This is a genomic window from Alishewanella aestuarii B11 (genome assembly GCF_000280055.1).
Classification (GTDB): Bacteria; Pseudomonadota; Gammaproteobacteria; order Enterobacterales; family Alteromonadaceae; genus Alishewanella; species Alishewanella aestuarii.
In genome coordinates this window covers 154,988-168,499 of sequence record NZ_ALAB01000024.1, presented here as the reverse complement: position 1 = coordinate 168,499, position 13,512 = coordinate 154,988, and the positions used below count along the sequence as shown (strand labels likewise).

General features: G+C 50.8%; 11 protein-coding genes and 1 pseudogene. 1 reads left to right on the top strand and 11 read right to left on the bottom strand.

The genetic code is table 11. The features are described 5' to 3' along the window. Positions 1-2: 2 nt before the first annotated feature. The 11 genes and pseudogenes from AEST_RS08755 to gyrA form a co-directional block, all read right to left on the bottom strand. Entirely contained in the window at positions 3-299 is a 297-nt protein-coding gene (locus AEST_RS08755) for an HNH endonuclease (protein ID WP_039925310.1), read from the bottom strand. A 74-nt stretch (positions 300-373) separates the two neighbouring features. Then, positions 374-2,098, bottom strand: coding sequence for a potassium/proton antiporter (locus tag AEST_RS08750; RefSeq protein WP_008608523.1), 1,725 nt, complete (start codon positions 2,096-2,098; stop codon positions 374-376). 145 nt (positions 2,099-2,243) lie between these two features. Next, a complete protein-coding gene (pyrF, locus tag AEST_RS08745) occupies positions 2,244-2,942 on the bottom strand; it encodes an orotidine-5'-phosphate decarboxylase (protein ID WP_008608522.1) in 699 nt (232 codons plus the stop codon). A 21-nt stretch (positions 2,943-2,963) separates the two neighbouring features. Further along, entirely contained in the window at positions 2,964-4,097 is a 1,134-nt protein-coding gene (locus tag AEST_RS08740; RefSeq protein ID WP_008608521.1) for a tetratricopeptide repeat protein, read from the bottom strand. 5 nt (positions 4,098-4,102) lie between these two features. After that, entirely contained in the window at positions 4,103-4,348 is a 246-nt protein-coding gene (locus AEST_RS08735; protein ID WP_008608520.1) for a DUF1049 domain-containing protein, read from the bottom strand. A gap of 38 nt (positions 4,349-4,386) precedes the next feature. Next, positions 4,387-4,695, bottom strand: a pseudogene (ihfB, locus tag AEST_RS08730) (integration host factor subunit beta); the annotation flags it as partial. 41 nt (positions 4,696-4,736) lie between these two features. After that, positions 4,737-6,416 (bottom strand): 30S ribosomal protein S1, encoded by a 1,680-nt coding sequence (rpsA, locus tag AEST_RS08725; RefSeq protein WP_008949235.1) that lies wholly within the window; start codon positions 6,414-6,416, stop codon positions 4,737-4,739. A 110-nt stretch (positions 6,417-6,526) separates the two neighbouring features. After that, on the bottom strand, positions 6,527-7,219 hold the full coding sequence (gene cmk / locus AEST_RS08720) for a (d)CMP kinase (protein WP_008608517.1): 693 nt from the start codon (positions 7,217-7,219) through the stop codon (positions 6,527-6,529). A gap of 144 nt (positions 7,220-7,363) precedes the next feature. Continuing rightward, positions 7,364-8,644 (bottom strand): 3-phosphoshikimate 1-carboxyvinyltransferase, encoded by a 1,281-nt coding sequence (gene aroA / locus AEST_RS08715; protein WP_008608516.1) that lies wholly within the window; start codon positions 8,642-8,644, stop codon positions 7,364-7,366. Next, positions 8,641-9,723, bottom strand: a complete 1,083-nt coding sequence (serC, locus tag AEST_RS08710; protein ID WP_008608515.1) for a 3-phosphoserine/phosphohydroxythreonine transaminase — start codon at positions 9,721-9,723, stop codon at positions 8,641-8,643. Before serC ends, aroA begins: the two co-directional genes overlap by 4 nt. 105 nt (positions 9,724-9,828) lie before the next feature. Next, the gene (gene gyrA, locus AEST_RS08705; RefSeq protein WP_008608514.1) at positions 9,829-12,459 is read right to left on the bottom strand and encodes a DNA topoisomerase (ATP-hydrolyzing) subunit A; all 2,631 of its coding nucleotides are present in this window, start codon (positions 12,457-12,459) and stop codon (positions 9,829-9,831) included. A 188-nt stretch (positions 12,460-12,647) separates the two neighbouring features. Between gyrA and ubiG the strand changes: the two genes are divergently transcribed. Further along, complete coding sequence (ubiG, locus tag AEST_RS08700; RefSeq protein WP_008608512.1) at positions 12,648-13,376, top strand: bifunctional 2-polyprenyl-6-hydroxyphenol methylase/3-demethylubiquinol 3-O-methyltransferase UbiG; 729 nt, start codon at positions 12,648-12,650, stop codon at positions 13,374-13,376. Positions 13,377-13,512 lie beyond the last annotated feature (136 nt).

Here is a 13,512-nt window from a genome sequence, read left to right as displayed (position 1 = left end):
GGTCAAATAGGTACAGTCTGGCGTTGCTTTTTAGCCCATTCGATATGTTGTTGGATTTTATCGCTCGTTAGCAGAAATGCCAGGCTGTTGTATTCTTTCGCCAGGGTCATTTCGTCGTAAAACCGATGGATAGTCTTATGACACAGTTTACAAAGCATAATGCCGGCTTGAAGCTGAGCTTTGTCATAATGCTTTTTAAAAAACGCCCGGCGATGCATTTTTCTTGGAATAAGATGATGAAAGGTTAATTCAACTTGCCGTTGGCACAGCATGCAGTGTTGAGCCGCAGTTGTTGGCATTACCAAATCCAATAATGTTTTATGTTACAGCACATAAGCAGCTATACGCTGTAGTCTGCACTTTAGCTCAAATCTCAATCTTGCAGCGGTTTAATACCAACCTGGGTAATGTCACCTTGCTCATTCATTTCACGAACCGTTAAAAGTAACTGATCCAGTTTCACCTGATCACCGATTACCACCCGGCGATGGAAACGTTCGCTAATATAGGCAGACAGCGTCTGTTCACGATTCAATTCAGCCATATTAATCGTATAGAACGCATCTAAATCGCCAAGGCTAACAGCGCCATTGAGTAAGAAATCACCGAAGAAGTTACTGTTATCCAGAACGCTCTTTTCAGCATCACTAGCCAGCATTTCACTTAGCTTTTTCACATGTTTTAAATGCGACAACACCATAATGGTATCACCGGCGGCGATGGCAGGATCTTCACTGGCCTGTAACCAATCGCCGTCCCGGATCAGCCCCAGATACTGTACCGGCAGCTGCACTGCGAGTTGCTGCCAGCGCATGGTTAGCACCGGTGAACGTGATGTCACTTTATAGGCCAGTACTTCCATCACATCTTTTGACGGAACGGCATCCAGAGGCATGGCCTGGTCAGGCTCAAGCTCTGCCGGAACTTCCAGTTTTAACCAACGGGCTACCGGGATCAAACTCCAGCCCTGTAGCACCAGCGAGACAATAACTACTACAAAGGCGACATCAAAATACAGATGCTCATTTGGCACACCGGCCAGCCATGGAAACAGCGCCAGAATAATAGGCACCGCGCCCCTTAAGCCAACCCAGCTGATAAAGAGCTGATCCCGCATCGGAAATTTGAACGGGATCAAACAGATAAATACAGCGAGTGGTCTGGCAATAAAAATCAGTACGCCCGCCAGCAATAATGCCTGCCACAGATGGTCCATCAGGTTACCGGGTGAAACCAGCAGACCTAACATTAAAAACATACTGATTTGGCTGATCCAGGCTAACCCGTCGTGCATTCGCAGAATATGGATGATCTGAGGTAAACGGGCGTTACCAACAATATACCCCATCAGGTAAACTGCCAGAAAACCGCTGCCACCAAAGGAGTTCGTCAGTGCGTAAATCATAATACTGCTGGCCACCGCCAGTAGTGGAAAAAAAGCAAAGCTTAGCGGCAATTTACGGCACAAGAATACGAACACCCTGCCCGCACCATATCCCATAGCACCACCGACCACGGCTTGCTGTAAAAAGGTCACCAACACAAAAGCGTCCAGCGCCTTGTCCTGAGCCAGCAGCGAAACCAGCGTCAGGGTCAGAATAACCGCCATCGGATCGTTACTACCGGATTCGATCTCCAATGTCGACGCCACCCGCTCTTTAATTTTTAGCCGCTGTGACTGGAAAATCGAAAATACGGCCGCAGCATCAGTAGAGCTTAGGATCGCGCCAAGCAACAAACCTTCAATCCAACCCAAGCCAAGTAAATAGGCAGCTGCCACCCCGACAGTGCCACAGGTAATCACTACTCCGAGCGTTGCTAACATCGACGCCGGCGCCAAGGCAACCCGAAATCGCTCCGGGTGCGTCCGCATACCGCCGTCGAACAGAATAATCACCAGCGCGATGGAGCCGATCAAAAAGGCAATCTGAGGGTTAGCGAACTGGATACCCCCTATTCCATCCTCACCGGCGACCATTCCAATCAGCAGGAACACCAATAGCATAGGTGCACCGAGCCGCGCCGAAATCAGCGTGGCGATAATACTGATAAAGAACAATAAGGCGCCGGCCAGTATGGCCAGGTTAATTCCATCCATTTATGTTGCTCCGCTAACAGCATACTGCCAGCGGTAACTGGCAGTATGGAGTGCACCAGGATCCGGTGCCGCTGTACCGAGAATAGCGGATTGGGCGGGGCTTTTACCAGCCTTTAACGTAAATTGCTGGTTTTTAGCTTAAAAATCAGGCAAGTTCGTCAACAATTGCCTTTAAGGCGCCAAGTGGATCCGCGGCTTTCGTGATTGGCCGGCCAATGACCATATAATCGACGCCAGCAAGTTGTGCTGCCTTGGGTGTCATCACCCGGCGTTGATCGTCTGCAGCACTGTTTGCCGGGCGGATCCCCGGGGTGACCAGTTGAAATTGCTGACCAAATTGCTGTTTTAACAAAGTCGCTTCCTGCGCAGAGCACACCACGCCATCCAGGCCCGCTGCAGCAGTTAATGCCGCCAGTTTTTGTACCTGCTGTGCCGGCGTTAGCATTATGCCAAGCTCAGTGAGATCCGATTGCTCCATACTGGTTAGCACAGTCACGGCGATCAGTTTGGGGGCCTGAGCGCCAAAAGGCAGTAGCGCTTCTTTGGCTGCCTGCATCATGCGGCTACCACCACTGGCGTGGACGTTTACCATCCAAACGCCAAGCTCGGCCGCTGCCGCCACTGCTTTGGCTACCGTATTCGGAATATCATGAAATTTCAGATCCAGGAAAACCTCAAAGCCTCGCTGTTGCAGGGCTTTAACAAAGTCAGGTCCGAAATGAGTAAACATCTCCTTGCCCACTTTTAACCGGCACAGGCTGGGATCTAACTGGCTAACCAGATTAAGCGCTTGCTGCTGCTGTTCGAAATCCAGCGCAACAATCACAGGCGAACGACAAGACATGAGATATCCTTTAGCTAAAAATTAACGGCCATCGATCCCGGCAATGGGTTCTACAGTCTCCCACTGCTGACAGGACGGACATAACCAATAAGGTTGACGGGTTTTAAAGCCACAACTGCGGCAACTATACAGGGCTTTGGAGTCGAGATAGGCGTTTACCAGCTCTTCCACCGAGATCAGTGCCTCGGCAGCCAACGCCGATTGCTGCTGACGCAGCTGCAATAATTTCTGGAATAAGCGGATATTCGGCTGTTGCCGCAGTTTAGGTAATAAATATTGCTCTGCTGCGGCGGCAGACTGATGTTCAGCCAGGTGGTCCGTCAGTAACAAACAGGCACTGATATTATGCTTGTCTGCCAGTGGGCTGAGTAACTGTTGCCATTCGGTCGCGTCCAACTGACATTGCTGCAATAATGGCAGCAGCTCTGCCGCCCATTGTACGCGCTGCTTTAACACACTCAGTATTGCCGCTTTCGCCACTGCCGGCTGCTGTTCAGCCAATGCCTGACGGGCCAGCGCAACGCGAGGCCGGATCGCTTGTGGAAAATGCTCTGCCAGTTGCTGCAGGCGGTTCAGATCCAGCTGTTGGCTCTTTTCCAGATGCTGAATTTGCATATTTGCCAACATAATGCGCAAACTACGCGATTGGGTTTTTTCAACCGCCGGTTGCAATGCTACGGCTTTTTGTGGCTCATGGGTGGCCAGGAAGATACTGAATAGCTGTTTCAGCACAGCTTCGCGCAGTAGCTCATTATCGGTGAGTGGTAACAGCAGGTATTCGGCGCGGTCAAACAAACCGGCTGAAAAGTAGTCTTTTGCCAGCTCAAACTGGATCTGCTGTGCTTTGCTTTTTGGCAGTTTTAGCTGGTGCAGCTTTTCATGAATTTTTATCGCCTTGTCCCAATCGCCTTTACGACGGAACAGGTTTGCCAGTGCCAGATAGGTATCAATAGTAGCGGCTTCAATATCCAGCAGTTCCAGCAGTTGCTCGATAGCCTTATCTTCCTGATCGGTGAGCAGAAAGTTCAAACCAGATGACAGATTGCGGGTAACGTCAGCCCTGCCCTTAAGCTCTTTGGTTTTCAGGCTATTTCGTCCCATAAACCAACCGTAAGCAGCGGCAACAGGAAGTAACAGAAATAGCAGTTCAGGCATAGCGGTCAGGCTTTATCAGCGGTTTTACTAAACCAGCCCCGGGTTTTGCGTTGTAGCGAGAAGAGCAAACTGAATACCAGGCCCAGCAGTAAGCCGGTGAGTAAAAAAATCACGGCGATATCGACGACGCGCAATTCCAGTCTGACGACCAGTAGATTCAGCTCAGTGAGTTGTTGATTAGTGGAGCCGAGTAAAAAACCCAGCAAGATTACCAGCAGCGTGAAAAAAATAAAAACCAGTCTACGCAACACTCAGCTCCGTTAAGTTTGCCGATAACAAGCAATAACTATCAGGTGTTATCTTTAACCCGATCCCGCAGTTCTTTACCGGGCTTGAAGTGTGGCACGTATTTGCCATCTAACTCAACCTTGTCGCCGGTTTTTGGATTACGGCCAACACGGGGGGCGCGATAATGCAGCGAAAAGCTACCAAAACCACGAATTTCAATACGTTCGCTGGAAGCAAGCGATTGTGCCATCTGCTCCAGAATTTCTTTTACAGACGCTTCAACATCTTTGACCTGAATATGGGGGAAACTGGTGGCAAGCTTTTCAATTAATTCAGATTTGGTCATAGACCCTCCGGCATACCTGCGTGTAGAGAAAGCAGGAGGCTTAGGCCCCCTGCTTCACTGGCATTTTAGTCCTGCTTTTGAGCAGCTTTAAATGCTTCAGCCATAGCGTTTACACCAAAGTCAGCATCTTGTTGCTTGCTGTTGATGTTATCCATAGCTTCTTTTTCTTCAGCTTCAAACTTGGCTTTGATAGACAGGCTGATTACGCGGTTCTTACGATCCACGCCCATCAGACGGGCTTCAATGGCTTCGCCAACTTTCAGCGCTGTAGTAGCGTCTTCAACGCGATCACGTGAAATATCAGACACGCGAACGTAACCTTCAACACCACCTTCTAACATCACAGTAGCGCCTTTAGCGTCAACGGCTGAAACTTCACCTTTAACGATAGCACCTTTTTTGTTGTCAGCAAGGTAATCATTGAACGGATCTTCGTCCAGTTGTTTGATACCTAAAGAGATACGCTCACGCTCTGGGTCAACTTGCAGTACAACAGCGTGTACTTCGTCGCCTTTCTTGAATTCACGAACTGCATCTTCGCCGGTAGAGTTCCAGCTGATGTCAGATAAGTGAACCAGACCGTCGATGCCGCCGTCCAGACCGATGAAGATACCGAAGTCAGTGATAGACTTGATCTTACCGCTTACGCGATCGCCCTTGTTGAAGCCCTTAGCGAACTCTTCCCATGGGTTAGCTTTACACTGTTTCAGACCTAAAGAAATACGACGACGTTCTTCATCGATTTCCAGAACCATAACTTCCACTGCATCACCCAGGTTAACAACCTTAGATGGGTGGATGTTCTTGTTGGTCCAGTCCATTTCAGATACGTGTACTAAGCCTTCTACGCCTTCTTCGATTTCTACGAAGCAGCCGTAATCAGTCAGGTTAGTGACGCGACCAGAAATTTTCGCGCCTTCTGGGTAACGTGAAGCGATAGCTGCCCACGGATCTTCGCCCATTTGCTTCAGGCCTAAAGATACGCGTTGCTTATCACGGTCGAACTTCAGTACTTTAACTGGAATTTCGTCGCCAACGTTAACGATTTCGCTTGGGTGCTTAACGCGCTTCCACGCCATATCAGTGATATGCAGTAAGCCGTCTACGCCGCCTAAGTCTACGAAAGCACCGTAGTCAGTCAGGTTCTTAACGATACCCTTAACTTCCATGCCTTCTTCTAAGTTTTCTAACAGCTGGTCACGTTCCTGGCTGCTCTCAGATTCGATCACGGCACGACGTGATACCACCACGTTGTTACGCTTCTGATCCAGCTTGATAACTTTGAATTCCAGCTCTTTGTGCTCTAAGTGTGCTGTATCACGTACCGGACGTACGTCTACTAATGAACCAGGCAGGAAAGCGCGGATGCCGTCAACTTCAACCGTGAAGCCACCTTTAACTTTACCAGTGATAACACCGATAACAGTTTCTTTGTCTTCACAAGCTTTTTCCAGGCGAACCCAGGCTTCATGACGCTTAGCTTTCTCGCGAGACAGTAAGGTTTCACCGAAACCATCTTCGATAGCGTCTAAGGCTACGTCGATGATGTCACCCACGTTCACTTCGATTTCGCCGCTCAGAGATTTGAACTGCTCAACCGGAATGGCTGCTTCTGATTTCAGACCGGCGTCAACCATAACGACGTCTTTCAGAACAGCAACAACAGTACCTTTAACGATGGCACCTGGGCGGGTTTCGATGGCTTTGAGGCTTTCCTCAAATAATAAAGCAAAATTTTCAGTCATAGTCACTTTTTCGGTTAAGTGCTCCACTTCACATCTTGTGTTATGGGGTTGCTAAATTTACCAGTAAGCATCCGTGTTACTGGCTGTCCAACATGCAGCTTCGGCCTGGTTCACCGGTTGTGCACAGGCAATTTGCCTTGCACCACCTGCAGCACCTCTTGCAGCACTTGTTCAATAGTTTTACCGGTCGAATCCAGCATATAGGCGTCCGCAGCCGGTTTTAGCGGTGCCGTCGCGCGATTGGTATCCCGATCGTCGCGGGCCTGGATTTCGCTTAAAAGGTCGCCGATATTAACATCAAAACCCTTTTGTTTCAACTCTAAAAAGCGCCGGTTGGCGCGCTCTTGCGCGGTGGCGGTTAAAAAGATTTTAACTTCAGCCTGTGGGAATACGACTGTACCCATATCACGGCCGTCGGCGACTAAACCCGGTTGTTCGGCAAAGGCGCGCTGGCGACGCAGCAGTGCTTCACGCACTGTGGGTAAGGACGCAATTTTTGATGCCATTTCAGCCACTTCCTGCGTACGGATACTGTGGCTAACATTTTCACCTTCCAGGATCACCAGGGTATTACCGGCTTCGTCACTGGCAAACTGCACATCCAGGTGCGCGGCCAGTGGTTGCAGCGCTGCTTCATCAGCGGCATCAATCTGATGATGCATCGCCGCCAGCGCTAACACCCGGTATATGGCGCCGCTGTCGAGTAACTGCCATCCCAGTTGCTGGGCAACTAAACGGCTGATCGTACCTTTACCCGCGCCACCAGGGCCATCGATAGTAATAACAGGTGCATTAAGTGGCATCCTACCCCCAGAAAACAGATTAATAGCTATTGAAAACGGCGCATATTATACAGCTTTTTATGACAAAAGCTGTGTTTAACTGCGGTGGAGAAAAAGAAAACGCGTAGCCGGCTTGGTTACGCGTTTTGACCGAGAGAGCCGGTTTTACTGGCTCAGCTGCCGGAATACCTCAAAGTATTGCGGGAAAGTTTTAGCGGTACAATCCGGATCTTCAATGGTTACCGGCGTATCACTTAATGCGACCAGTGAGAAACACATCGCCATCCGATGGTCATTATAGGTGGCAATGCTGGCATGCTTTAGCTGCGCCGGTGGCGTGATTTTCAGATAATCTTCGCCTTCTTCTACCTCGGCACCGACTTTTCTTAGCTCTGTTGCCATCGCTGCCAGCCGATCGGTTTCTTTAACCCGCCAGTTATAAACATTGCGGATCACCGTCGGCCCTTTGGCAAACAGCGCCGTGGTGGCAATGGTCATCGCAGCATCCGGTATGGCGTTATAATCACGGTCAATGCCAGTTAATTGGTTACGGGTAACGGCGATATAGTCACTGGCCCATTCCACTGTGGCGCCCATCGCCTCCAGTGCATCGGCAAAGTGAATATCGCCCTGCACCGCATCTTTACCAATGCCGGTGACTTTAATGGTACCGCCTTTAATCGCCGCGGCCGCCAAAAAGTAAGACGCCGATGACGCATCGCCCTCAACCAGCCAGTGGCCCGGTGAGCGGTAACACTGGTTACCCGTTACCAAAAAGCGCTGATATTGCTGGTTTTCCACCGTGACGCCAAAGCGTGCCATCAGAGCCAGCGTGATATCAATATAGGGTTTAGAAACCAGCTCACCGTCAATCAGGATCTCGCTATCGCCGTTCAGCAGTGGCGCCACCATCAGCACCGCCGTTAAAAACTGACTGGAGATACTGCCATCAATCCGTATTGTACCGGTGCTAAGTGGTTTACCCTGGATCCGCAGTGGCGGAAAACCGTCCTGCTCCAGATACTGAATATCGGCATCAAGTTGGCGCAGTGCGTCGACCAGATGGCCGATCGGCCGCTCATACATCCGAGGTTCGCCGGTTAGCGTCACATCAACATTAGACGCAGCCAAAGCCGCCGTTAACGGGCGCATCGCGGTGCCGGCGTTACCCAAAAATAACGTTAGCGCATGCGGATGATGAAATAAGCCGCCGAGACCCTGTACTTCGCATTCGGTACGACAAGCTGATAACTTATAACTGACGCCGAGCGCCGTTAAGGCGTTCAGCATATGCTTAACATCATCGCTGTCGAGCAAGTTAGTGATGCGGGTCGTGCCTTCGGCCAGTGCGGCTAACAGCAGAACCCGGTTAGAGATACTTTTCGAGCCGGGTAAATGCACTTCACCGGCCACTTTCGAGATAGGTTGCAGAGTTAGGGTTTTCATCCGTGTACCCTCTCAAACTCTTGCATAAAGCTGACCAGCGTTTGTACACCCGCAAGCGGCATTGCATTATAAATACTGGCGCGCATACCGCCGACCATGCGGTGCCCCTTTAACGCCAGCAAACCATGTTGCTCGGCTTCGGTTACGAACAGATCGTTTAAGCGCTCATCGGCCAGGAAAAACGGCACATTCATCCAGGAACGATATGCCGTATCAACGTCGTTGCGGTAAAAATCACTTTGATCGATAAACTGATACAGCGTCTGAGCTTTTTGCTGATTTAATTTCGCCATTGCCGCCACACCGCCCTGAGCTTTTAACCATTTAAACACTAAACCGGCCAGATACCAGGCATAGGTTGGTGGCGTGTTAAACATGCTGTCATTTTCGGCCGCCAGGCGGTAATCCAGTACCGCCGGAATGGCGCTGTTGGGCGCCGGCAATAAATCTTCTCGGACTATGGCAACGGTCAGGCCTGAGGGGCCGATATTCTTCTGCGCGCCGGCATAAATCAAACCGTAGCGGCTGACATCCAGTGGCCGCGATAAAATGGTCGATGACAGATCCGCAACTAACGGCACTGAGGTTTGCGGTAAGGTCGAGAACTCGAGGCCATCAACGGTTTCGTTCGGGCAAAAGTGCGCATAGGCCGCAGCTGAGTTAATCTGCCAGTCTGCTGGACTTAGCAAACTACGGTTGCCATCGGCGTTCTTAACGCGGATATCCTGCGCCTGGATCTGACCAAACTTAGTCCCTTCTTCAACCGCTGCGGATGACCAGGCACCAGAGACAAAATAGTCGGCGCTTTGACCGGCCTTTAATAAATTAAGCGGCACGGCGGAAAACTGGCCACGGCCACCACCGTGCATAAACAGCACCTTGTAGTTGGTGGGGATCGCCAGTAAATCGCGCAGGTCTTGTTCCGCCTCAGCGGCGACTTTAATAAAAGGCTTACTGCGATGGCTCAGCTCCATTACCGAGCAGCCTTGGCCTTGCCAGTTCACAAATTCCTGCTGGGCTTGCGCCATTACTTCAACAGGCAGCATCGCCGGGCCAGCGCAAAAATTATAGGTTGTCATGGTTAGATCTCACTTTCGTTGCGTAATTTAAAACTGGCCTTAGTTGTTCTTTCTTGTTCTGCCTAAAAGAAAACGAGCGCCAAAGCGCCCGTTTTCTAAACAGTATTATTCTTCTTCGCCGGCGTCATCCTGCGCCAGTTGGCTGTCCTGTACCTCCGGCGTACGGACTACAGCTTCGGCATCAGCCAGCGCTGTGACCTGCTCTTCCTGAATTTCAGCAATTCGCTCCACACCCGAGACTTTTTCGCCTTCCTGGGTACGGATCAGGATCACGCCCTGGGTGTTGCGACCCACTTCTGACACTTCACGTACCCGGGTGCGTACCAAGGTACCTTTGTCTGAAATCATCATGATCTCGTCACTTTCTGCGACCTGCACCGCACCGACCACCAGGCCGTTACGCTCAGAAACCTTGATCGAGACCACACCCTGGGTAGCGCGGCTCTTGGTCGGATATTCGGTCAGTGCAGTACGCTTACCATAGCCGTTTTCGGTTACAGTCAGAATAGCGCCTTCGCCCTGAGGAATAATCAGTGACACCACGCTGCCGCCATCGCGTAAGCGGATACCGCGTACACCGGTGGCGCCTCGGCCCATTGGCCTTACAGCGTCTTCTGCAAAGCGTACAACCTTGCCATCGTCCGAGAACAGCATAATTTCATTGCTGCCATCGGTAATGCCAACATCGATTAGCTTATCGCCTTCATTCAGATTCACCGCAATAATACCGTTGCTGCGAGGCCGCGAGTATTCGGTTAACGCAGTTTTCTTCACAGTACCGTTGGCGGTGGCCATAAAGACGTACTTACCTTCCTCATATTCGCGCACAGGCAGGATGGCGTTAATGCGCTCTCCCTCTTCCAATGGCAGAATATTGACGATAGGTTTGCCACGCGCGGTGCGGCTGGCTAGCGGTAACTGATACACCTTCAGCCAGTATAAACGGCCGCGGTTCGAGAAACACAAAATGGTATCGTGCGTGCTGGCAACCAGCAGCTTATCCACGAAGTCTTCATCTTTTACGGTAGTAGCCGCTTTACCACGGCCACCACGACGCTGCGCCTCATAATCAGTCAATGGCTGATACTTGGCATAACCCAGATGCGATAAGGTCACCACCACATCTTCTTCGGTGATCAGATCTTCTAAGTTGATATCCAGCATATTGTCCTGGATTTCAGTGCGCCGGGCATCGCCGTATTGGGCTTTGGCCGCAGCCAGCTCTTCGCAGATCACTTCCATCAGCCGCTCCGGGCTTGACAGGATATGCAGTAACTCAGCAATCAGGTCCAGCAGCTCTTTATACTCGGCCAGGATCTTTTCATGTTCCAGACCCGTTAACTTGTGCAGACGTAAGTCGAGGATCGCCTGGGCTTGCTGTTCCGTCAGGAAGTACTGACCATCACGGATACCAAAATGTGCTTCCAGCCATTCCGGGCGCGCCGCATCCTGACCAGCACGTTCCAGCATGGCACTGACGCCACCCAGCTCCCAGCCGCGCTCGACTAAACCGGCTTTGGCTTCTGCCGGGCTGGCTGAAGTTTTAATCAGTTCGATAATGGCATCGATATTGGCCAGCGCAACGGCTAAACCTTCTAAGATATGGGCGCGCTCGCGGGCTTTACGCAGATCGTAAACCGTGCGGCGGGTCACCACTTCGCGCCGATGCAGAATAAAGTATTCCAGCATCGCTTTGAGGCCGAGCAGCTTCGGCTGACCATCGGCCAGCGCCACCATATTGATACCAAATACCGTTTGCATCTGGGTATTGGCATATAACTGGTTTAACATCACGTCTGAGGATTCGCCGCGTTTTAGCTCAATCACAATCCGCATGCCGTCTTTGTCAGACTCATCACGTAGCGCTGAAATACCTTCAATACGTTTTTCTTTTACCAGCTCGGCAATTTTTTCAATCAGGCGCGCTTTATTTACCTGATACGGAATTTCGTTAACGATAATGGCTTCGCGGCCCGTTTTTTCGTCGGTTTCCAACGTGGTTTTGGCGCGGATATACACCTTGCCACGGCCGGTACGGTAGGCTTCTTCAATACCTTTACGGCCATTGATAATGGCCGCAGTCGGGAAATCCGGGCCCGGAATATGTTGCATCAGTTCATGCAGTTCAATATCCGGATTGGCAATTAACGCCAGACAGCCATCAATAATTTCATTCAGGTTATGCGGCGGAATATTGGTCGCCATACCTACGGCAATACCGGATGAGCCGTTAATCAGCAGGTTCGGTACCTTGGTCGGTAATACGGCCGGAATTTGTTCGGTGCCGTCATAGTTAGGCACAAAATCAACGGTTTCTTTGTCCAGATCGGCTAACAGCTCATGGGCAATGCGGGCCATTCTGACTTCGGTATAACGCATGGCAGCGGCAGAGTCGCCGTCAATCGAACCAAAGTTACCCTGACCGTCCACCAGCATATACCGCAGCGAAAATGGCTGAGCCATCCGCACGATAGTATCGTATACCGCACTGTCACCATGAGGGTGGTATTTACCGATAACGTCACCGACGACACGGGCGGATTTTTTGTAGGCCTTGTTCCAGTCGTTACCCAGTTCCTTCATGGCAAACAACACGCGGCGGTGCACTGGCTTCAGACCATCCCTGACATCGGGTAAGGCCCGGCCAACGATTACGCTCATGGCATAATCGAGGTAGGAATTTTTTAATTCCTCTTCGATATTTATTGGAACTATTTCTCTGGCCAGATCTGTCATAAAACGTTATTTTCCCTTAAATCAGATAGATAACTCGCTTTTCTTGCCTTTGTTTAGCGCGAGACAACGCCGGATTCTATCACAGAAATATTACCTTGCCATGCCTGTTTGCACCGCCTGCTCGAATTGCCGCCGTTGCCAGCACCGGCTAAGGCTTTATAATGCGCGAAAACAATCAGGTAGTGACTATGAACAGCCCCGATAACTTCGATAAAAACAGTAACGTCGATCAGAATGAAATCAGTAAGTTTAATGAGATTGCTGCCCGCTGGTGGGATCCGGAAGGCGAGTTTAAACCACTGCACTTATTAAATCCGACCCGCTTAGGTTATATCAGTGATCAACTCGGTGGGCTGTTTGGCCGCAACACTCTCGACGTCGGCTGTGGTGGTGGCATTCTGGCCGAGAGTATGGCGCGCGCCGGCGCAAAGGTAACTGGTATTGATATGGCGCCGGATGGCCTGAATGTCGCCCGCCTGCATGCCCTGGAAGCCGGAGTGAATATTGATTATCAGCAAAGCACCGCAGAAGACTTTGCCGAGCGCCACGCCGGCGAATTTGAACTGGTGACCTGTATGGAAATGCTGGAGCATGTACCGGATCCGGCATCGGTGGTACGCGCCTGTGCCGAACTGGCCGCCCCCGGTGCAACACTGGTGTTCTCTACCATTAACAAAACCGCCAAGGCGTACCTGTTTGCCATTGTCGGCGCTGAGTATCTGTTAAAGCTGGTGCCGCGCGGTACCCATCAGTTTGACAAGTTTATCCGCCCCTCAGTATTGATGCGCTATATCGAAGACGCCGGTTTGGAATTAGTGGATGCCACTGGTCTGCATTTTAACCCTCTCAATAACAGCTTTAAGCTTGGTGCCGGTTTGGATGTCAACTACTTCGTGGTAGCGCGTAAGCCACTCTGATGGTCAAGCAGCTGGGGACCGTGATACACCCTGGCTGCTAAATAACCGCTTAAACTAAAAATGACGCTTTATAGAACAAATAAATCCAAGCAAAAAAATCTATAAAAAAGCTTGCCTCTGACCGGTGCATCCGGGC

Bases quoted from the DNA above. Each gene is read 5' to 3' on its own strand.
- AEST_RS08755 (WP_039925310.1), bottom strand. From the start codon at position 299: ATGCCAACAACTGCGGCTCAACACTGCATGCTGTGCCAACGGCAAGTT.
- AEST_RS08750 (WP_008608523.1), bottom strand. From the start codon at position 2,098: ATGGATGGAATTAACCTGGCCATACTGGCCGGCGCCTTATTGTTCTTT.
- pyrF (WP_008608522.1), bottom strand. From the start codon at position 2,942: ATGTCTTGTCGTTCGCCTGTGATTGTTGCGCTGGATTTCGAACAGCAG.
- AEST_RS08740 (WP_008608521.1), bottom strand. From the start codon at position 4,097: ATGCCTGAACTGCTATTTCTGTTACTTCCTGTTGCCGCTGCTTACGGT.
- rpsA (WP_008949235.1), bottom strand. From the start codon at position 6,416: ATGACTGAAAATTTTGCTTTATTATTTGAGGAAAGCCTCAAAGCCATC.
- cmk (WP_008608517.1), bottom strand. From the start codon at position 7,219: ATGCCACTTAATGCACCTGTTATTACTATCGATGGCCCTGGTGGCGCG.
- aroA (WP_008608516.1), bottom strand. From the start codon at position 8,644: ATGAAAACCCTAACTCTGCAACCTATCTCGAAAGTGGCCGGTGAAGTG.
- serC (WP_008608515.1), bottom strand. From the start codon at position 9,723: ATGACAACCTATAATTTTTGCGCTGGCCCGGCGATGCTGCCTGTTGAA.
- gyrA (WP_008608514.1), bottom strand. From the start codon at position 12,459: ATGACAGATCTGGCCAGAGAAATAGTTCCAATAAATATCGAAGAGGAA.
- ubiG (WP_008608512.1), top strand. From the start codon at position 12,648: ATGAACAGCCCCGATAACTTCGATAAAAACAGTAACGTCGATCAGAAT.